The sequence below is a fragment of the Embleya sp. AB8 genome, from assembly GCF_049739465.1.
Lineage (GTDB): Bacteria > Actinomycetota > Actinomycetes > Streptomycetales > Streptomycetaceae > Embleya.
In genome coordinates this window covers 1-19,388 of sequence record NZ_JBMHHY010000030.1, presented here as the reverse complement: position 1 = coordinate 19,388, position 19,388 = coordinate 1, and the positions used below count along the sequence as shown (strand labels likewise).

Sequence of the window (19,388 nt, the reverse complement as noted above, 5' to 3'; positions counted from 1 at the left end):
GCGCCTCGGGGGCTACGGAGCGGACAGCGACGAGAGTTCGTCCGTCAGGTCGTCGAGGCCCAGGGAGCCCTGCGACAGGGCGGCCATGTGCCAGGCCTTCAGGTCGAAGGCGGCGCCCTGGGCCCGCCGGGCGTTCTCTCGGCCCAGCAGCCAGGCACGTTCGCCGAGTTTGTAGCCGATGGCCTGGCCGGGGATGGTCAGGTAGCGGGTGATCTCGCTCTCCACGAAGTCGGCGGGCCGGCTGCTGTGCGCGGCGAAGAACTCCTGCACCAGGTCCGGGGTCCAGCGCTCGCCGGGGTGGAACGGGGAGTCCGCGGGGATCTCCAGCTCCAGATGCATCCCGATGTCGACGATCACGCGCGTGGCGCGCATCATCTGCGCGTCGAGGTAGCCCAGGCGCTGTTCGGCGTCGGTGAGGAAGCCGAGTTCGTCCATCAGGCGTTCGGCGTACAGCGCCCAGCCCTCGGCATTGGCACTGACCGCGCCGACGGTGGCCTGGTAGCGGGACAGGTCGCCGGCCACGTGTGTCCACTGCGCGAGTTGGAGGTGGTGGCCGGGGACACCCTCGTGGTACCAGGTCGAAACGAGGTCGTAGACGGGGAAGTCGGTGCGGCCCATGGTCGGTAGCCAGGTGCGGCCCGGACGGGTGAAGTCCTCGGACGGCGGCGTGTAGTACGGCGCGGCGGCGCCGCCCGGCGGGGCGATGCACGACTCGACCCGGCGCACGCGCGGCGCGAGTTCGAAGTGTGTGCCGTCGAGGCGGTCGATCGCCTCGTCCATCAGGCCCTGCAACCAGGCCCGCACCTCGTCGACGCCTTCGATCCGGGTGCCGTGCTCGTCGAGGTGGGCGAGCGCGACCCAGGGCGTCGCGGCGCCGGGGAGGACCTTCTCGGCCTCCTCGCGCATCTCGCCGAGGAGGCGGCGGTATTCCGACCAGCCGTAGGCGTAGGCCTCGTCCAGGTCGAGGTCGGCGCCGTTGAAGTAGCGCGACCAGCGGGCGTAGCGCTCGCGCCCGACGGGGTCGGGGGCGTCGGCGATCGCGGGCGCGTACACGTCGCGCATCCAGTCGTGCAATGCGGTCACCGCCGTGGTGGCGACGCGTGCGGCCGCGTCGAGTTCGGTGCGCAGCGCGTCCGGCCCGGCGGCGGCGAAGTCCTCGAACCAGCCGCGTCCGTCGCCGTCGGTGTCGGCCCATTCGGCGAGTTGGGCGATGCAGGTGGCGGTCGGGCGGGGGCTTGCGTACAACTTGCGCTCCAGGCCGAGGGCGAGCGACTCGCGATAACCCTCGAGCGCGTCCGGCACGGCCCGCAGGCGCTGCGCGATCGCGGCCCAGTCCTGGTCGGTCTGCGCCGGTGTCAAGGTGAACACCTCGCGGACGTCGTGCAGCGGGGTGCCGAGATTGCCGACGGTCCGCAGGCCCTCGTCGGCCTCGTGTACCGCGAGTTCCGCGGTCAGCCGCTCGCGCAGGAGCCGGGCACACCGCCGCTCGATCTCGCGGTCCGCGCCCGGGCGTTGCTCGGCCTCGGCGAGCCGGGTGAGGGTGGCTCGGGCCAGTTCGGCGCGGGCCTGTTGTCCGGCCGGGGAGAGATCGGGCAGTTTGGCGGAGCTCTCCGGAACACCGAGGAAGGTCCCGGTGATCGGGTCGAGGGCGACGAGCTGGTCGACGTAGGCGTCGGCGACCGCACGGGGCAACGCAAGAGTGGTGTCTGACATGCGGACATCCTCGTACGGCGACCGCTCCCGCGTCACGTGGGATTCGTGGCGAGGGGCGGTTCCCCGCCACCGGCACCGCGCAACGGCCGGGCCCGCCTCCGGGGTGGCGGAGGCGGGCCCGGTACGGGGGCGGTCGTGGGCGGTCAGACCCCCGCCGCGTTCTTCTCGTTCGGCGTGGCGGTCACCGGCTCCGGGGTGGCGGCCACGGGTGCGGGGCCGGCTTCGCTGAGGCCGAATCGGTCGTGGAACCTGCGCAGCGGGCGGGGCGCGTACCAGGCGGTGCGGCCGAGCACGCGCATCGCGGCGGGGACGAGTACGCCGCGTACGGCGATGGCGTCGATCAGGATGGCCAGTCCGCTGCCCAGGCCGAACAGTTTCATGAAGCTGAGCTCGGCCGTGCCGAAGGCGAAGAAGCTGACCGCGAGCAGGCAGGCCGCCGCGCTGACGATCCGTCCGGTGTGCCCGAGGCCGTTGACCACGGCCGACTCGGTGTCCTCGCCCCGGTCGTGGAGTTCCTTGATCCGGCTGGTGACGAACACCTCGTAGTCCATCGAGAGGCCGAAGGCGATGCAGAACATCAGCATGGTCATCGAGGTGTCCATCGGCTGCGGGGTGAAGCCGAGCAGCGAGGAGAGATGGCCGTCCTGGAAGATCCAGGTCATCACGCCGAGGGTGGCGCCGAGGCTGATCACGTTCAGGACCAGTGCGCGCAGCGGCTGCACGACGCTGCCGGTGAACAGGAAGAGCAGGATGAAGGTGGTGAGCACGATCAGGCCCGCGGCGAGCGGGAGTCGGCCGATGATGGAGTCCTTGGCGTCGACCAGTTCGGCGCCGGATCCGCCGACTCGGGGGTGTGTCCCGGCGGGCGGGGTGATCGCCCTGATCTCCTTCACCAGGCTCTGGCCCGCGTCCGACTTCGGGGCCAGGGCGCTGACCACGTTGATCCGTTGCGCGTCGGGGCGGCCGAGCGCGACGTTGCCGGGTCCGGCGGCGGTGGACCGCCCCTGGGCGTAGGTTCCGGTGCCGGCCTCGACCCGGACGACGTCCTTGTGCTTGGACAGTTCGGCCGCGTACGCGTTCAACGGGGCTTCGCCGACGGGCTTGTCGATGACGATGTGGATGGCCGCGGCGTCGTTGCCGTCGAAGTTCTCACGCAGTGCGGTGGCCGCCCGGCGGCTCCCGGCGTCCTCGGGCAACACCCGTTCGTCCGGCGTGCCGAGGGTGATGCCGAGGAGCGGGCTCGCCGCGATCAGCAGGACGGCGAGCACCGGCAGTGCGGTGAGCGCGGGCCGGCGCATGACGGTACGGGCCAGCCGTCCCCACAGCGGTGCCCGCGAGGCGGAGCGTTCCCGCTTCGCCCACGGCAGCCGCCCGTTGTTGACCCGGTGTCCCAGGACCACGAACAGGGCCGGCATCACGAACAGGGAGCTGATGGCGGCGATGGCGACGACCCCGACTCCGGCGTAGCCGAACGAGCGGAGGAAGTACTGCGGGAACACCAGGAGTGCGCCGAGTGCCGCCGCCACGGTCGCGGCGGAGAAGGCCACCGTACGGCCCGCGGTGTTCACCGTCTGCCGGACGGCGTCGTCCACGCTCGCCCCGGCCGCGAGTTGCTCCCGATAGCGGCTGACCATCAGCAGGGCGTAGTCGATGCCCAGGCCCAGGCCCAGGGCCGTGGTCAGGTTGGTCGCGAAGATGGAGACGTCGGTGACGCTGCCCAGGACGAAGAGTTCGGCGAAGGTGCCCGCGATTGCAATGAGTCCGATGGCCAGTGGCAGCAGGGCCGCGACCACGCTGCCGAAGACGACCAGGAGCAGCACGAGGGTCAGCGGCACGGCGATGGCCTCGGCCAGGAGGAGGTCCTTGGCGGACTGGGTACCCAGGTCGCTGGATACCGCCGCGCCGCCGCCGGCCTGCACCTTGAGGGCACCCTTGTAGGTGCCGGTGTAGGTGTCGATGAGGCTCTTGGCGTCCTTGTCCCGCTGGGTGTCGTTGCCCTTCACGTGGGCGAGCACCATGGCTTCGCGGCCGTCCTTGGACCGGAGCGCGGGGTTGTCCGTGTCCCAGTACGAGATCACGTTGTCGAGGCTGTGCTCCTTCTTGAGGTCGGCCACCAGGTCTCGGCCGCTCTGCTTGGCGGCCGGGTCGTCGATGGCGCCGTTGGGTGCGCGGACCAGCAGGACCAGGTTGGTCTCCCCGCCGAACTTCTCGGCGATGACCTCCCGGGCCCGGGTGGACTGGGAGGCCGGGTCGTCGTAGCCGCCGCCCATCAACTTGCCGAACGCGCCGGCGCCTGCGGCGCCCATGAGGGCCACGGCAACGACGGCGACGATCAATACCAGCCGGGACCGGCGAATCGCCAGTTCGGCTATGCGGTCAAACACGCGCTGTCTCCCTTGAACTCTCACGGTGAAATGCCGGTGGTGGGGCGCCGGACATCCGGGGCCGAAGAGGTCCGGACGGGCCCGGACGGAACCCGACGGAACCCGACGGAACCCGATGCGATGCCCCGCTCCTTGGCGCCGTAAACGACGTTAGTCAGGTGGAGGAATCTTTGGCAGTGTTAGATTTTCTTCACAGAGCGAGTTTTTTGGTGCGGTGCCGGGCGTTTCGTCGTACGGTCGTCGCATGCCACCTGTCGAAGCCGCACCGCCCGTGCCCACCCTGCGCCAGCGGCGCCGGGCGGTCGCCGTCCAGGAGATCCTCGGCGCCGCCGAGCAGCACATCGTCGAGCACGGACCGCACTCCCTGTCCCTGCGCGCGGTGGCCCGGAGCCTCGGCATGACCGTGCAGGCGCTGTACCACTACTTCCCGAGCCGGGACGACCTCGTCACGGCGCTGATCACCAAGGCGTACGACGACCTGGCCGACGCCGTGCAGGCCGGCATCGACGCCGCGCGCGACCCGGCCGTGCCGCGGCTGGTGGTGGCCGCGGAGGCGTACCGCCGATGGGGTATCGCCAATCCCGAGCGGTTCCAGCTGATCTACGGAGCCCCGTTGCGCCACTACGAGGCACCCGCCGACGGCCCCACCACGCAGGCGGTCCGCCGGATGGGCGCGATCTTCGAGCAGGTGCTGTTCAGCGGCTTGACCATGGAGCAACTGGCCGCCGCCGACATCCCCCAGCTCTCGCCCGCTCTCCGCGCACACGTGCAACACCTGTCGCTGAACGGAATCGGCGCCCTGCCGCCGGCCGCGGTCGCGCTGTTCCTGAACGCGTGGGGGCACATGCACGGGCTCGTCGCCCTGGAGGTGTTCGGGCACACGGCATTCATCGGCGCGCACCAGGCCGAGGTCTTCCACGTGGCGATGCGGAACATGTTCACGGACCTGCACAACCGAATCCCGCCGGTCGAAGCGGTGGTTGCGACGCCGGAACCCGGCAGGTAGGCAACCCGGCGAGCCGCCCGCCCGCCGGGCGGCCCCGGCGCCGGCGGCGACCGTCCGGCGCGCGAATTTTCCTCGGCATCAGCACGCAACTCCCTTGCCCGCAAAGGCCGCTCGAGACTGCGGCCGACCTGCGCGGACGCCCCCGCAGGCACCCTGCCCGCCGGTCCGGTCGGCGCCGAGCCGCGGCCCGGAGTCGGTCCGAGGGCCCTTGGCGAACGGCGACGACGGTGGTTCAATATGCCCGACCGTTAGTTAGGAAAGTTTCCTAACTAACGGCGAATGCCAACCGAACACCAAGCAACGAGCGCCGCTATTGGTCGTTCCACGACCGGAAACGGAGACGCACGTGCACCACCCCACAGCACGTTCGCGCACCCGCATAGCCCTGCTCTCAGCCGTCGGCCTGTTGGTCGCGGTCCCGATCTCGACGGCCGGCACCGCCGCCGCCACCCCCGCGCGCACCGCGCCGCACGCCGCCACCGGCCGCACCGTCGCAGCGGGTGACGGACTCGACGACCCGTACAAGAAGGACATCGCCATGCGGTTGGTCTCCAGCGCGGAGAACTCCTCGCTGGACTGGCAGGCCCAGTACAAGTACATCGAGGACATCGGCGACGGGCGCGGCTACACCGCCGGCATCATCGGCTTCTGCTCCGGCACCGGTGACATGCTCGACCTGGTCCAGGCGTACACCGACCGCAAGCCCGACAACATCCTGGCCGGCTACCTGCCGGCGCTGCGCGCGGTCAACGGCTCGCCCTCGCACGAGGGCCTGGGCACGCAGTTCGAGCAGGACTGGCAAACCGCCGCCCAGGACGAGGACTTCCGCCGGGCCCAGGACGACGAACGCGACCGCGTCTACTTCAACCCGGCCGTCGGCCGGGCCAAGGCGGACGGGCTCGGCACGCTCGGTCAGTTCATCTACTACGACGCGATCGTCATGCACGGCGACAGCGGCGACGCGGACAGCTTCGGCTCGATCCGCGCCAACGCCCTGGCACAGGCCGCACCGCCGGCCCAGGGCGGCGACGAGACCGCGTACCTCAACGCGTTCCTCGACGCCCGCAAGGTCGCGATGAAGCACGAACCCGCACACTCGGACACCAGCCGAGTGGACACCGAACAGCGCGTGTTCCTCGACGCCGGCAACCTCAACCTCGACCCGCCGCTGCACTGGCAGGTCTACGGCACGCCCTACTCGATCGACAGCTGACCTCGCATCGGGGCCACGCCCCCGAGCCGCACGGCCACGCGCCGCCCGGGTCGACCCGGGCGGCGCGTGCGCCCCACCACGACCACGCACCACGACGCACGCCGCTCCCCCACCACCCGGTCGCGCGCGCCGCTCAGGACGATTCGGCCAGGAAGCCGCGCACGGTGGCGACGTACAGCTCGGGGTGCGTGGTGTGCGGGACGTGCCCGGCGCCGGTCAGCGTGCGTACCCGAGCGGATGCGATCACGCTCGCGAGTTTGTCGATGATCCTCGGGAACCACGGCGGGCTCTCGCTGCCGTGTGTCAGGAGTACGGGGGCGGCGAACGCGGACAGGCCGGTGAGGTCGATCCCGGCCCAGTGCGGATCCGCCTGTTCGTCCAGGAACGTGGCGGCGTTCCCGACGAACGTCTCGCGTACCGGATCGGGCAACTTCTCCCACATCCCGGGCCCCAGGGCGACCTCGTCCACGAACTGCCGGGCCCCGCCCCGGTCGTCGCCCGCCCGCAGGCGGTCGAGGACCGCGTCGATCCGGCTCTGCGTCTCGCGCATCAGCGGCTCGAGTTCCGCATCGCCCGCCACGGTCTCGAACAGCGGCGGCTCGTGCGCCACCAGGCTGCGGAACAGTTCGGGCCTGCGGGCGGCCAGTCCCAGCGCCGTGGATGCGCCGAACGAGTTCCCGGCCACGTGCGCGGGCGCCAGGTCGAGCCACTCGAGCAGCCCCGCCAGGTCGTCCTCGTCCTGGGTCCGAGCACCCGGGCCGGCCGGGCCGACGCTGCGCCCGTGACCCCGGCGGTCGTAGGTCACCACGCGGTAGGACGCGGCTAGTGCGGGCACGACCGGGTTCCAGCCGTTGTGGTCGGTCCAGGAGCCGTGCACGAGCACGAGCGGCTCGCCGTCGCCCGCGACTTCGTGGTACAGGTCGGCGCCATTCACCGGTGCGTACGGCATGCCGGTCCTCCTCGCTCGGATGTCACGACGGGCCCGCCGATCACGTCGTCCACGAACCACCGTCGAGGCCATGACATTCCCGAACGCCGACCATTCCACTCACGAGCCGATCCCGCCTCGGCCCGGCGCCTCGCCGGCGTTCGCCCGGATCGCTCGACCGCGGCGCCCGCAGGGTCCGTGGCGTCCGTGGCGTGCCTGATCTCTGTGGCTTCCGGCGCGTCCGGCGCGGAGTTCACTCCTCCTGTTCGTCCTCCTCGTGGGTGATGACGCCGTTCTCGTCCATGCTCGGGTGCATCCGCGTCGGGGGGTGCATGTCGATGTCCGAGGGGCGGGGTGGTTCGGGGCCGTCGGTGCCCACGCGGACCATCCGGCCGATCCGGACGACGAGGTAGTGCCGGCCGTCGACGCGGAGTTCGTTGGGCCGACCGGCCGCCCGGAACTCCTCGGCGACGCGCGCGTACGCCGCGCGGGCGTCGTCGTCGAGGTCGTACAACATCGGCCAGGCCAACGTCAGGCCGAAATGCAGGCTGCGGCGCACATCGTGGGGAGTGGCGAAGCCGCCCAGTCGCGGGGTCCATCCGCCCGGAGTACGTTCCACCGCGCCGAACGTGACGGGCAGGACCACCACTTCGGGATGCGTGTGCACGGCCCGGGCCGAGTCGGCGAGCACGTCGGCCGGGAAGCGCGGGCCGGTATAGGCGTGGTCGCGCAGGGACATCCGTTCCGCGTGCGCCATGATCGCGACCGGCACGGCGGGATCGATCGTGAAGCCGAGGTCCGGCGCCGGGTCGCTCGACCGCCGGTCCCAGTCGGGTTCGGCCGGGTCCGGGTCGGTGGGCCGCGGTGGCTCCAGGGTGTTGCCGTCGGTGTGTACGTACTCCTCACCGCGGACCACCCGAAACCGCGTCCCGCACACCTCGAGTTCGTCGACCCGCTCGGTCTCCAACCGGGCCACGGCCGCGAGGAGTTCGCGGCGCACGGCCGGGTCGTCGGTGTCGTCCCTGGCCCGGAACCACAGGTGCGATTGCAGCCAGTCCCGGGCCTGCTGCGCGGTCCCCTCGTCCACGGCGGACACGACCCGCCACCCGTCGCCGTCGGCGGGCATACGGGCGGCGACGCCGAACACGGGGCCGCGGACGATGCGATGGTCGAAGCGGCGCGCGGCGTCGCGCGCGTCGGCCTCCACCGCGGCCTCCACCGGATGCTCGGCCGCCCGGACGCGCGCGGCAATGGGCAGCTGGGGGGACGAGTCACCGTTCATGGGGGCATTGTGCCCGCGCCGATGCCGGGCCGTTGGCGATTCGCCGGATATCGCACCCGAAAGCGGACCTCGGCCGGACCGGCCCCCTGGTTCACCGACCCGCCGACTGGTCGACTCGTCGACTCACCCCGCCTTCGGGCCCGTCCTCTCCGCATATCGCGACGTGATGTGGTCCGATGGAAGCAGCATCAGCAGCACCATATGTATAGGCACTGTGTGTCAGTCGCCGTCGAAGTCCCCGTGTGCACCTGCTCGCTTGCCGGTATGCCCGGGTGTGAGCGAAGCCGGCTTCCGACCCGAGGAGCACGATGATGTCCATCTTCCGCCGGCGTCCGCACCGCGAACCCGACGTCGACCCGACTCCACCGCTCGCGCTCCCGGAACCGGAGCCCGCGCCGGAACCGCAACCCGGACCGGACGCGGACCGACCGTCGGCCCCCGGGGCCCGACTTCCGCTGATCTACGTACGCGGCTTCGCCGGCGGCACCAGCGGCATCGACAAGCAGGTGGACGATCCGTTCTACGGGTTCAACTCCGGCTCCACCCACATCCGGGTCGGTGGCGACGGGGCGCCGCAGTACTACCAGTTCGAGAGTCCGCTGCTGCGCCTGTTCGCCGAGGACGGCTACCGGCCGTTGGTGTCCGGGGATCCGAAGGCCTATCTGGCGTCCTGCCGGCCCGGGAGCGTGCCGGCCGCGACGGTGTGGATCCACCGCTTCTACGACGCCGCCGCCGACACCTTCGGCAAGGACGACGTCGAGTTCGACATCGAGACGGCCGCCCGGGACCTGTACGACCTGATCGGGCTCGTACGGTCCGCGACGGGCGCGCCGAAGGTCCTCCTGGTCGCCCATTCGATGGGCGGACTGGTCTGCCGCAGCATGCTCCAGAAGATCTCCCACCTGCCCGACGGCGACGAACCGCGGATCCCGGGCCAGGAGCTGGTGGACAAGCTGTTCACCTACGGCACCCCGCACGGCGGCATCACCTTCGCGGTCGGCGGTGGCGTCCTGGATTGGGTCCAAGAGACCTTCGGGCCGTTCGGCGCCGACATCTTCTCGCCGGCCCTGATGTACGGATACCTGGATCCGGGCGCGCGGTGGGGCGACCGGGCACCCGACGGCCGGCAGCCGAACGAGATCCCCGACGACGTGTTTCCCACGGACCGCGTCTTCTGCCTGGTCGGCACCGACTCGGCCGACTACGGACTGGCCCGGAAGGTGGTCGGCCCGGCGAGTGACGGCCTGGTCGCCGTCGAGAACGCCTACGTACGCGGCGCCCATCGCGCGTACGTACACCGCTCCCACTCCGGCCGCTACGGCCTGGTCAACTCCGAGGAGGGCTACCAGAACCTGCGCCGCTTCCTGTTCGGCGCACGCCGGGTCGGCGTCGAACTGTCCGGACTGCGGCTGCCGGACCCCAGCTCGGATGCGGATCACCGGGTGACCTGGCAGGCCGAGGTCCAGCTCTCGGTACGCGGACTGCCCGTCGTACTGCACGAGCAACTCGCCGCGCACTACTGCCCGATCCAGCTGAGCGCCGTACTGGACCTACAGCCGCCCGGCACCGACGGCCGGGTCCCGATCACCACCGTGTTCCTGCTCGACCCGGCGGACTTCGCCGCCGACCCGCTCGTACCACCGCCCACGCGCTGCCGCTACGCCCTGCACGTACGGGTGAAACGACTCGAGGAGCGGCACGGCCTGCTGCTCTGGCACGACCACCTCGCCCAGACCGCCGACTGGGAGGACGTGCTCATCGTCGACGTGGACACGTCCGACCCTCCACAGGCCTGGGCCGCCTGGAACTCGGAACTCCCCGGCCCCATCGCCGACCACGACCCCGTCACCGCCGAGCCCCTCACCCCCCAACAGGGCACCGTGGCAAAGCAGTTGCCCGCATCAGCCGGCCGAATCCTCGGCCCCCGGGCCACCTTGACCCTCACCCTCGCCCCCTGGAACTGACCGGCCAACCCCGCAGCGCCCCGATTTCCGGACACCTCCGGCGAATTCCCTCCCGCCACGGGTGATCGCGATGCCCTACCGCCAAGGTTTACCTCTGTCGTACCGCATTGGATTGACGACCGTCACAGGGCTTCCGGAGCAGGATGTGAATCGTCCGGAGCGGGGCCGCAGCCGGCCCGTACGGACGGTCGGTCAGTCGACGCAATGTGTCGGCGCAGGACAAAGGCAATGACGAGAGGGAGCTCAGGTATGCGTTTCGCACGTGTCACGAAAGCCGCGGTAGTGACCACCACCGCCGTACTGCTCGGCTTCGGTGGCCTGGCCACCCAGGCTCAGGCGTCGCCCGGTGCCGGATACATCGGCCCCGGCCGCAACAACAACACGCACGGCGTGTGGTGCGTCCAGCACCTGGTCAACGACGTCGCCCAGTCGCACGGCAAGGGCCGTCCGCTCGCCGAGGACGGCAAGTTCGGCAACAACACGCTGAGTTGGGTCAAGTGGTACCAGGGCGCCAGTGGCCACGGCCTGGTCAAGGACGGCGACGTCGGCAAGGGCACCGGCGGCTGGCTCCTGCTCGACGGCGACTCGTACTACGGGGGCCGGAACTACTGCTACACCTACGTGCCGTCGTACTTCTAGGCAACCGTCGAACGACTCGCCACCGGGCCCGTCCGGCCGTGAACCGGGCCGCCTTTCGGGCGAGGCAAGGAGTGCGCCGGTAGCTTCCGGAGCGGCGGCCGTGACGGCCTGCGGACTTGCCAGGGTGGCACGTCGACGCAGGCCGTCACTACGCCGGCAGCGCCGGTCGGGCGCGTCACCGTCACCGGTGTACCGCGGTCGCGCGGAACTCCCTGGGGAACTCGGTGGTTCGGTTGCCGAGGAGCAGGAGTCGGTAGGTGTAGCGGGCCGCGCTTTCCAGGTTCTGGGCCTTGCGGAGCGCGTCCTGGGGGGACGCACCCAACGTGGAGCAGCCGTGGTGGGCCAGGATGACGCAGTCGCTGCGGCGGGCCGCGGCGGCGGCGTCTTCGGCCAGTTCGAGGGAGCCGTTGGGGTGGAACGGGATGCGCTCGATCGCGGGTACGTAGGCGATGTGGTCGAGGGTCAGCTGCCGGACGCTCTCGCCCATGGCGTCCAGGAGCACCGCGTACTCGGGGTGTACGTGCACCACCGCGTCCGCGTCGGGCCGGGCCAGGTAGGTGCGTTGGTGCAGCCGCCACTCGCTGGACGGGGTCGCCCGGCCCGGGCCCGGGACCGGGGTGCCGTCCGGGCGCAGGATCGCGAAGTCCCGTTCGGTGAGCCGGTCGAGCCGGCTGCCGGCGCCGGTCACCGCGAAGGTGTCGGTGCCGGGCAGCCGGGCGGACAGGTTGCCGCCGCTGGCCAGGACCAGGCCGCTGTCCACACATTGTCGGCCGGCGTCGATCAGGGCGGCGAGGGTGGCGTCCACGCTCATCGGGGCGCTCGTTCGGCGGCGCGTAGTTCGCCGGCGGCGGCCTCGGCGACGCGCTGTGGGGTGAGCGTGGCGCGATCCACGAGCAGGGTGCGGGACAGTCGCAACATCGCGGTGCCGACGACGGCGTAGCGGGCGTCGTCGAGCGTTTCCAGGTCGCTCACCTTGGCCAGGCCGACGGTTCGGCGGGCGGCCTCGCAGCCGGCGAAGCCGAAAGCGTCGGCGCGGATCGCGGTCAGCCAGCCGTCGAGGTAGGCATCGGGGTAGCGCTCGGAGGCCCGGCGCTTCGGCCAATGCCCGCGCAGCCGTTGGGTGAAGGTGTCCCAGCTCGTGTCGAGCGTGCCGAACAGGGCCTCGGCCCGGGCACTTTCGCCGAGGGCGGCGGCACGGGCACCGGCGAAGAGCAGGTTGGCCCACAACATGCCGAGGTCGAAGCCGATCGGGCCGTAGCACGCGAACTCGGGGTCGAACGCCCGAACCGAGAGGTCGCCGTCGTGTGCGCTGCCGCGGACGAAGACGCTGCCGGTGTGCAGGTCGCCGTGGAGCAGGGTCTCCTGCGTGCTGAGGAACGAGCGCTTCATCGCCATCGCGGCGGCCTGCCACGCGGGGTCCGCGCGGAGTTCGGCGACGAGCGTGTCCAGGGCCGGGCGTACGGAGTTGCGCTCGGCGCCCAGGAAGGGCTCGGTGAAGACGAGGTCCTCGGTGATCTCGCACAGTTCGGGGTTGATCGCGGCGGCGGCCCGGCCGCGGAACTCGGCCTCGGTCAGGCTTGCGATCGAGGTGCCGAAGGCGACGTCGGCGAGGTATTCGGCGAGCCGTTCCGGGACGCCCTCGTGCGCTCCGCCGGCGTTGAGCCGGGTGCGGAACACCTCGTGATCGGACAGGTCCTCGAGCGCGAGCACGTAGGCTTCCGGGTCGAAGTCGACCAGTTTGCAGACGTGTTCGGAGAGCGCGCCGTGCACCTCCAGGGCGGCTGCCTCGCGGACGGCGCGCTGTTCGGTCATCGGCCACTCGGGTCCGACCAGTCGTACGTACGGCAGTGCCTGCTTGAGGACGAGGCGGCGGCCCGTCGCGTCCGCGCAGACGAAGACGAGGTTGAGGTTGCCGTCGCCGACCTCGGTGACGGTGAGCGTCCCGGGGTCGATCAGGTCGCGCAGCGCCGGGCGGGCGGCCACGTAGGCGGGGACCTCGGCGGAGGTCAGGATCCGGTCAGCCATGGGTGCTCTCCGCGGTCGCCGATGCGGTGGTGGGGTTGTTGGCAGCGGTAGTGCCGGTGGTGCTCGGGCTGGGTTCGGTGGTGGTCGGGTCGTCGGGCGCGGATGTGGTTCCGGCGGCCCGGCGGCGCCGGCTGCGGCGCAGCGAGAAGGACATCAGCAGCGCGAAGATGAGCACCAGGCCCTTGATCAGGTCCTGGGTGTAGTAGGGCAGGCCGCGCATGGTCAGGCCCTGGAGGATCAGCCCGATGAACACGGCGCCGACGAAGGTGCCGAGCGCATTGGGCTTCTTGGCGCCCAGGACGGCGTAGCCGACGAGGGTCATCGCGACCGCGTCGAGGAGTGAGGAGTCGCCCGCGGTCACGTCGCCCTGGCGCAGGCGCGAGGCGAGGATGATGCCGGCGGTGGCGGCGAGTACGCCGGAGATGGCGTACGCGCCGAACTTGTAGCGGCGCACCCGGGTACCGGCCAGGCGGGCGGCCTCCTCGTTGCCGCCGACCGCGTAGAACACCCGTCCGTAGCGGGTGCGTTGCAGGAAGACCCACAGGAGCAGGGCGATGACCAGGAAGAGGTAGACGGAGTAGGGGATCCCGAAGAGTTTGTCGCCGTCGATGGCGGTGAAGTCGTCGGTGAACTTGCCCTTGACCACGGTCCCGTCGCTCAGCTTCATGCCGGTGGTCAGCGTCTGCCCGTCGACGAGCCAGCGCTTGAGGCCCTGCACGGTGAACATGGTGCCGAGGGTGGCGAGCAGCGGCGGGATGTTGAGGAAGACGATCAGGGTGGCGTTGACGCAGCCGACCAGCAGGCCCACGACGAGGCAGATCACGATGGCGCTGGGGCCGGTGAGTTCGTAGTGGATCATCGCCTCGGCGGCCACGGTGACCGACAGGCCGGTGACCGCGCCGACCGACAGGTCCAGGTCGCCGACGATCGCGGTCAGCGTCATGCCGAGTGCGGCGATTGCCGCGACCGCCTGGATCTGCAGGATCGACACCGCGTTGTCCCAGGTGCCGAACCCGGTGGTGGAGGCGGAGAACGCGATGTAGAGGGTGACACCCACGAGGATGATCCCGTAGCGCACCACGAAGTCGCCGAGCGCGGCCGGAAGCGGGGTCCGCCGCGCGGTCGGGGACGAGTCGCGCAGGTTCATTTGGGGCTCTCCTTTCCGGCTGCGCTCGGCGTCGGCGCCGAGGGCGGTGGTGACGGGGTCGGTGGTGACGGGGTCGATTGTGAGGGGGCGCGGCGCACGCTCATCGCTTCGATGAGTCGGTCGCGGCCGGCGTCGCGCAGGGCCAGGTCGGCGGTGACCCGGCCCCGGTCGAGGACCACGATGCGGTCGCCGACCTCCAGCGCCTCGTCCACGTCGGAGGTGGCGACGAGGACGGCCGAGGTCGCGGCGAGGTCGCGTACGGTGGCGCCGATGTCGTGGCGGGCGTTGATGTCGACGCCGCGGAAGGGCTCGTCGAGCAGCAGCACGCGGGGGTTGCCGAGCAACCAGCGCCCGATGACCACCTTCTGCTGGTTGCCGCCGGAGAGCGTCTCGATCGGCGCGTCCGGGCCGGCGGCGACCACGCCGAGGTCGCGCATCATCGTCTCGGCGGCCCGGCGTTCGGCGCCGGTGCGCATCAGCGTGCCGCTGGTGAACTTGCTCGCGAAGGGCAGGGTCAACTGGGCGCGGATCGGCCAGCCGGGGATGATCGCCTGGTCGTGGCGGGATTCGGGGACGAGGTAGACGCCGCGTTTGATCGCGTCGCCGGGGTGTTTGGGGTCGAAGGGGCGCCCGTCGAGGGTTCGCCGACCCGCGCCGATCGGCTGGGCGCCGAAGACCCATTCGAGCAGTTCGGTCTTGCCGCTGCCGAGCAGGCCGAGCAGCACGGTCACGTGCCCCCGGTGCAGTTCGAGGTCGAAGGTCTGCGGGTCGTCGTCCCGGACGCGGACCCCTTCGAGGGCCAACACCGGTTCGGCCGGCGGGAGTTCGGTGCGCCGGGATTCGGCGGGGGTACGGTCGAAGAGCGCGGTCAGTACGGTCGTCCAGTCGAATCCCTGCCCGGGTTCGGGCTCGAACTCGCCCTGCATCGCCCCGTCGCGCAACACCCCGACACGGTCGCACAGTTGGTCGATCTCGGCGAGTTTGTGGGTGACGAACAGGACGGTCATGCCGTCCGCGGCGAGCGCGCGCACCAGGTCGAACAGGCGCGCGCTCTCCTCCGCGGACAGTGCCGAGGTGGGCTCGTCCAGGATCAGCAGCCTGGGTTTGCGGGACAGTGCCCGGGCCAGGACCAGGAGTTGCCGCTCGGATACGCCCACGTCGCGGACCGGCGAGCGCAGCGTGTGCCGGTCGAAGCGCAGGCCGAGCGTGTTCGCCACCTCGACGGCCTGGGCCTCGGTGCGTCGCCGGCTGAATGCGATGGGCGAGGACGAGTCGCCGAGTCGGTCCAGGGCGAGGTTCTCCGCGACGGTCATGTCGAGGATCACCCCGTCGTCGGGGTTCTGGTGCACGGTGGCGATGCCGCTGCGCTGGGCGGCGAGCGGATCCGGGAAGACCACGACGTCGCCGTCGCGCCGGATCTCGCCGCCGTCCGGGGCTTCCGCGCCCGAGAGGATCTTGATCAGCGTGGACTTGCCCGCGCCGTTGGCGCCCATCAGGCCGTAGATGTCGCCCGCGCCGATGCGGAGGCCGACCCCGCGCAGTACCCGGTTGGGGCCGTAGCTCTTCGAGATGTCCCGCACTTCGAGGACGGTGTCTCGGCGATCGTCGTCGCGCCGGTCTTCGGGCCGGTCGTCTTGTCGGGGCCGCACCGGTGCCTCCTTTCCCATCGCTTTCGGGTCTTACGGGGGGTCCTGCGTATCCCACACTTCCCATAGGACCTACGGGATGTGCGGGACCTACCGGTCCTCCAAATCCCACGGGTCCTACAGGCCCTACGGGTCCTACAGGCCCTACAGGTCCTACGGGTCCTACGGGTCCTACAGTTCGAACCGGCCCTGCGCGTGACGGTTCGTCAGGAGCCGGGGCGGATCGGGGTGATCCACGGCGCGCCGAGGACGTCCGGGGTGGCCAGGTCGGGCAGCGCCTTGCGCAGCGTGTCCATGTTGGTCACGTTGTTCTGCTTGAGCGTGTCCTGGGTGATCAGTGTCGCCGGGATGGTCATCTTCTGCGGCAGGTCGACCTTCGCGCCCGCGGCGACCGCGGCTCGGGCCACGACCGCGCCCACGTTCGCCGGGTCGGTGGCCGCGGTGGCCCGCCACGGGCTGCCGGCCTCGGTCATCGCCCCGATGTCGGCGGTGGACACGTCCACGCCGTAGACCTTGACCTTGTTCGTCATGCCGTTCTGGCGCAGCGCGATCAGGGTGCCCTTGGCGAGTTCGTCGTAGGCGGCGAAGGCGATGGTGGTGTCGGGGGCGGCGGACAGTGCCGCGGTGCCCTCGGTCGCGGTGTCGGCGGCCACGGACTCCGTGTACTTGCCGAAGCGCGCCTTCTGGCTGAACGTCGGGTTGTCCTTGAGGAACTGCTGGTAGACCTTGTCGCGGGAGTCGAGCGGCGCGATGCCGGACACGTTGACGTAGGCGACCTTGCCGCCCGACGGGTTGTCCTGCTTCATGTAGCCGAGGATCTTGTCCGCGATCGAGGCGTCGTCCTGCGAGATGTACACGGCCTTGCAGTTGGAGATCGCGACGTCGTAGACGACGACCGGGATCCCCTTGGCGATCGCGTCGTCGATCTTGGGGTTGACCGAGTCGGCGAGGCCGTGGTCGACGATGATCACGTCGGGCTTCGAGTTGATCGCCTGGTCGAGCTGGGTGACCTGGGTCGCGTTGTTCCCGCGCGCGTCGTAGACGGTGACGCTGCCACCGGCGGCCTTGATCTGCTTGGTCGCCCCGTCGCCCCACTGCTCGAAGTAGTCGCCGACGCCGGATTGGCGCACCAGCGCCACCTTGAAGTCGCCCTTGAGCCCGGCGGGCTTTTCGGCGGGCAGTTTGCGAGCGTTGTCGACGGTGCGCTCGGTGGCGCAGTTGCCCGCTCCCCCGCCGGACGCGCCCGGCTTGGCGGCCTTGTCGTCGGTGCTCTGCGAGCACGCGGCGAGCAGGGACATTCCGACGGCGGTGGCCCCGATCAGGCGAATGGCCTTGGATCTCATGGTGTTCTCCTCACTCGGTGGTCTCGGCCGGGAGCGGCCGGGCCGCGGGCGTGTGGCCGCCGGCGACGTCGATGACCCGCGCGTCGGTGACGATCGCGGTGATCAGGTCGGCGGGCGTCACGTCGAAGGCGGGGTTGAGCGCGGTCGCGCCGGGCGGGGTGGTGCGCACCCCGCGGAAGACGTTGACCTCGGCGGCGCCGCGATCCTCGATCTCGATCGCGTCGCCGTCGGCGGTGTTCGGGTCGATCGTGGTCTCGGGGGCGACCACCAGGAAGGGCACCCCGGCCCGGGCGGCAGCCAGGGCCACGGCGAACGTGCCGATCTTATTGGCGGTGTCGCCGTTGGCGGCGATCCGGTCGGCGCCGACGAGTACCGCGTCGATGCCGCCTCGGGCCAGGGTGATCGCGGCGGCCGAGTCCACGATCACGTCGTAGGGGGCGCCCATCCGGGCCAGTTCCCACGCGGTCAGGCGCGCGCCCTGGAGCAGCGGGCGGGTCTCGCACGCGATCGCGCGGACGAGTCGGCCGTCGCGATGCAGTTTCGCCACCACGCCCAGCGCCGTGCCGTGCTCGACGGCGGCGAGCGCGCCGGTGTTACAGATGGTCAGTACGGTCAGCGCGGCCCGGTCCGGGACCAGGCGGGCGAGCGCGTCGGTGCCGCGTTCGGCCATCGCGACGCAGGCCGCGATGTCCGCGTCGCGCACCCGCAGCGCGGCGTCCAGGGCCGCGGCCGGGCCGCCCTGCTCGAGTGCGGCGAGCGCCACGTCCACGCCATAGGCCAGGTTGACGGCTGTGGGGCGCGCGGCACGCAGTTCGGCGATGGCCACGCGGGCCTGGTCGGCCGGCAGGTTCTGCGCGGCGAGCGCGACGCCCAGTGCGCCGGCCACGCCGAGGGCGGGCGCACCGCGCACCGCGAGTCGTTCGATCGCGTCCACGAGGACGTCGAGGGAGTCGATGTCGAGTTCGACGAGGCTCTCGGGCAACAGGGTTTGGTCGACCAGCCTGATGAATCCCCTGCCGTTTCCCCGCTCGGCATCGTCGGCGGGAATCCAGTCGATCGTGCGCATCCGCCGCGTCTCCGTCCCTTCGTGGGGCGGCCCGCCGATTCATCGGGGAACCGCCCTCATGATCCGAGTGCGCCGAAGTTGTCAGACAATTCGAAGCGTGTCAAGATGTCCGGCATGGCGACCCAGACACGGCGGCCGCTGGCCGACGACATCGTTCGGGAACTCAAGACCGAGATCCGCGACGGCGTCCATCCCGCGGGGGCACGGTTGCCGACCGAGGCCGATCTGTGCAGGCGGTTCGGGGTTTCCCGGGCAACAGTGCGCACCGCGCTCAAGGAACTCGACGTACTCGGCCTGATCCGCACCCAACAGGGCGCGGGCACGTTCGTGCGTACCCGCCCCGCCGTACGCGACGGCCTGGAACGGATGGGCTCGATCACCGAGTCGATCCGCCGCAGCGGCAAGGAGCCCGGACACGAGTACGGTCGGCGTACGCTGCGCCAGGTGCTCCCCGACGAGGCGGAGCGGATGGGCGTGCCCTCGGACACCGAGGCCCTGGAACTGCGCCGGCGGGTGACCGCCGACGGCGACGTGGTCGCGTACTCCTACGACGTGATCCCGCGCAGTCTGCTGCCCACCGGGTTCGACCCGGAGGAGCTGAGCGGATCGCTGTTCGCCTATTTCGAACGCGAGTTGAGCATCCATCCGACCCTCGGCCTGGCCAAGGTGCACGCGGTCTCGTCGGCACACATCGCGTGGGGCCCCGACGCCGCCAAACACCGCCTGTTCGTCCTGCTCGACCAGCTGCACTACGACGACGATCACCGACTGCTCGCGTACTGCAAGACGTACTTCGTCGAGGGCGCGTACGAGTTCCAACTGGTACGCACGGCCTGACATCGGCATCACGAGGACCGGGACCCGGGGGCAGGGGTTCGCGGGCGCGGCCAGCCGACCGGGTCGGTCCGGTCCGGTCCATCCGGCGCGTGGGCGGGACGCACGCGGCGGCACGCGGCGGCACGCGGCGGCACGCGGCGGCACGCGGCGGCACGCGGCGGCACGCGGCGGCACGCGGCGGCACGCGGCGGCACG

Annotated in this window: 15 protein-coding genes; 5 read left to right on the top strand and 10 right to left on the bottom strand. The window is 71.1% G+C overall.

Annotated elements, in window-relative coordinates:
* Window positions 1-12: 12 nt before the first annotated feature.
* Both ABIA38_RS35730 and ABIA38_RS35725 read right to left on the bottom strand, forming a co-directional pair.
* On the bottom strand, window positions 13-1,713 hold the full coding sequence (locus tag ABIA38_RS35730) for a DUF885 domain-containing protein (protein WP_424643110.1): 1,701 nt from the start codon (window positions 1,711-1,713) through the stop codon (window positions 13-15).
* 143 nt (window positions 1,714-1,856) lie between these two features.
* Window positions 1,857-4,097, bottom strand: a complete 2,241-nt coding sequence (locus ABIA38_RS35725) for an MMPL family transporter (RefSeq protein ID WP_424643109.1) — start codon at window positions 4,095-4,097, stop codon at window positions 1,857-1,859.
* 244 nt (window positions 4,098-4,341) lie between these two features.
* Here ABIA38_RS35725 and ABIA38_RS35720 point away from each other — a divergent pair, with 244 nt between their 5' ends.
* Together ABIA38_RS35720 and ABIA38_RS35715 are read left to right on the top strand one after the other, a co-directional pair.
* Window positions 4,342-5,103, top strand: coding sequence for a TetR/AcrR family transcriptional regulator (locus tag ABIA38_RS35720; RefSeq protein WP_424643108.1), 762 nt, complete (start codon window positions 4,342-4,344; stop codon window positions 5,101-5,103).
* A gap of 346 nt (window positions 5,104-5,449) precedes the next feature.
* Window positions 5,450-6,316, top strand: a complete 867-nt coding sequence (locus ABIA38_RS35715) for a chitosanase (protein ID WP_424643107.1) — start codon at window positions 5,450-5,452, stop codon at window positions 6,314-6,316.
* 133 nt (window positions 6,317-6,449) lie between these two features.
* Here the strand turns inward: ABIA38_RS35715 and ABIA38_RS35710 are convergent, their stop codons facing one another.
* Window positions 6,450-7,265: an alpha/beta fold hydrolase gene (locus tag ABIA38_RS35710; RefSeq protein ID WP_424643106.1), complete on the bottom strand. Its 816-nt coding sequence runs from the start codon at window positions 7,263-7,265 to the stop codon at window positions 6,450-6,452.
* Between the two features lie 232 nt (window positions 7,266-7,497).
* Entirely contained in the window at window positions 7,498-8,526 is a 1,029-nt protein-coding gene (locus ABIA38_RS35705) for a DUF5954 family protein (protein ID WP_424643105.1), read from the bottom strand.
* A 311-nt stretch (window positions 8,527-8,837) separates the two neighbouring features.
* On the opposite strand from ABIA38_RS35705, the gene ABIA38_RS35700 reads away from it, so the two are divergent.
* Both ABIA38_RS35700 and ABIA38_RS35695 read left to right on the top strand, forming a co-directional pair.
* Window positions 8,838-10,490: an esterase/lipase family protein gene (locus ABIA38_RS35700; RefSeq protein ID WP_424643104.1), complete on the top strand. Its 1,653-nt coding sequence runs from the start codon at window positions 8,838-8,840 to the stop codon at window positions 10,488-10,490.
* Between the two features lie 249 nt (window positions 10,491-10,739).
* On the top strand, window positions 10,740-11,129 hold the full coding sequence (locus ABIA38_RS35695) for a hypothetical protein (protein WP_424643103.1): 390 nt from the start codon (window positions 10,740-10,742) through the stop codon (window positions 11,127-11,129).
* 181 nt (window positions 11,130-11,310) lie between these two features.
* Here ABIA38_RS35695 and ABIA38_RS35690 read toward each other — a convergent pair whose 3' ends face one another.
* The 6 genes from ABIA38_RS35690 to mtnA all read right to left on the bottom strand — a co-directional run bounded on the left by ABIA38_RS35690 (window position 11,311) and on the right by mtnA (window position 18,356).
* A complete protein-coding gene (locus ABIA38_RS35690; protein WP_424643102.1) occupies window positions 11,311-11,940 on the bottom strand; it encodes a class II aldolase/adducin family protein in 630 nt (209 codons plus the stop codon).
* Window positions 11,937-13,154 (bottom strand): S-methyl-5-thioribose kinase, encoded by a 1,218-nt coding sequence (gene mtnK, locus ABIA38_RS35685; RefSeq protein ID WP_424643101.1) that lies wholly within the window; start codon window positions 13,152-13,154, stop codon window positions 11,937-11,939. Before mtnK ends, ABIA38_RS35690 begins: the two co-directional genes overlap by 4 nt.
* Window positions 13,147-14,301, bottom strand: a complete 1,155-nt coding sequence (locus ABIA38_RS35680; protein ID WP_424643100.1) for an ABC transporter permease — start codon at window positions 14,299-14,301, stop codon at window positions 13,147-13,149. The genes mtnK and ABIA38_RS35680 overlap by 8 nt, the downstream gene beginning before the upstream one ends.
* Entirely contained in the window at window positions 14,298-15,950 is a 1,653-nt protein-coding gene (locus tag ABIA38_RS35675; protein WP_424643099.1) for a sugar ABC transporter ATP-binding protein, read from the bottom strand. The genes ABIA38_RS35680 and ABIA38_RS35675 overlap by 4 nt, the downstream gene beginning before the upstream one ends.
* A gap of 203 nt (window positions 15,951-16,153) precedes the next feature.
* The gene (locus tag ABIA38_RS35670) at window positions 16,154-17,290 is read right to left on the bottom strand and encodes a sugar ABC transporter substrate-binding protein (RefSeq protein WP_424643098.1); all 1,137 of its coding nucleotides are present in this window, start codon (window positions 17,288-17,290) and stop codon (window positions 16,154-16,156) included.
* Window positions 17,291-17,300: 10 nt separating this feature from the next.
* Complete coding sequence (gene mtnA / locus ABIA38_RS35665) at window positions 17,301-18,356, bottom strand: S-methyl-5-thioribose-1-phosphate isomerase (RefSeq protein WP_424643097.1); 1,056 nt, start codon at window positions 18,354-18,356, stop codon at window positions 17,301-17,303.
* 114 nt (window positions 18,357-18,470) lie between these two features.
* Between mtnA and ABIA38_RS35660 the strand changes: the two genes are divergently transcribed.
* Complete coding sequence (locus ABIA38_RS35660; RefSeq protein ID WP_424643096.1) at window positions 18,471-19,193, top strand: GntR family transcriptional regulator; 723 nt, start codon at window positions 18,471-18,473, stop codon at window positions 19,191-19,193.
* Window positions 19,194-19,388 lie beyond the last annotated feature (195 nt).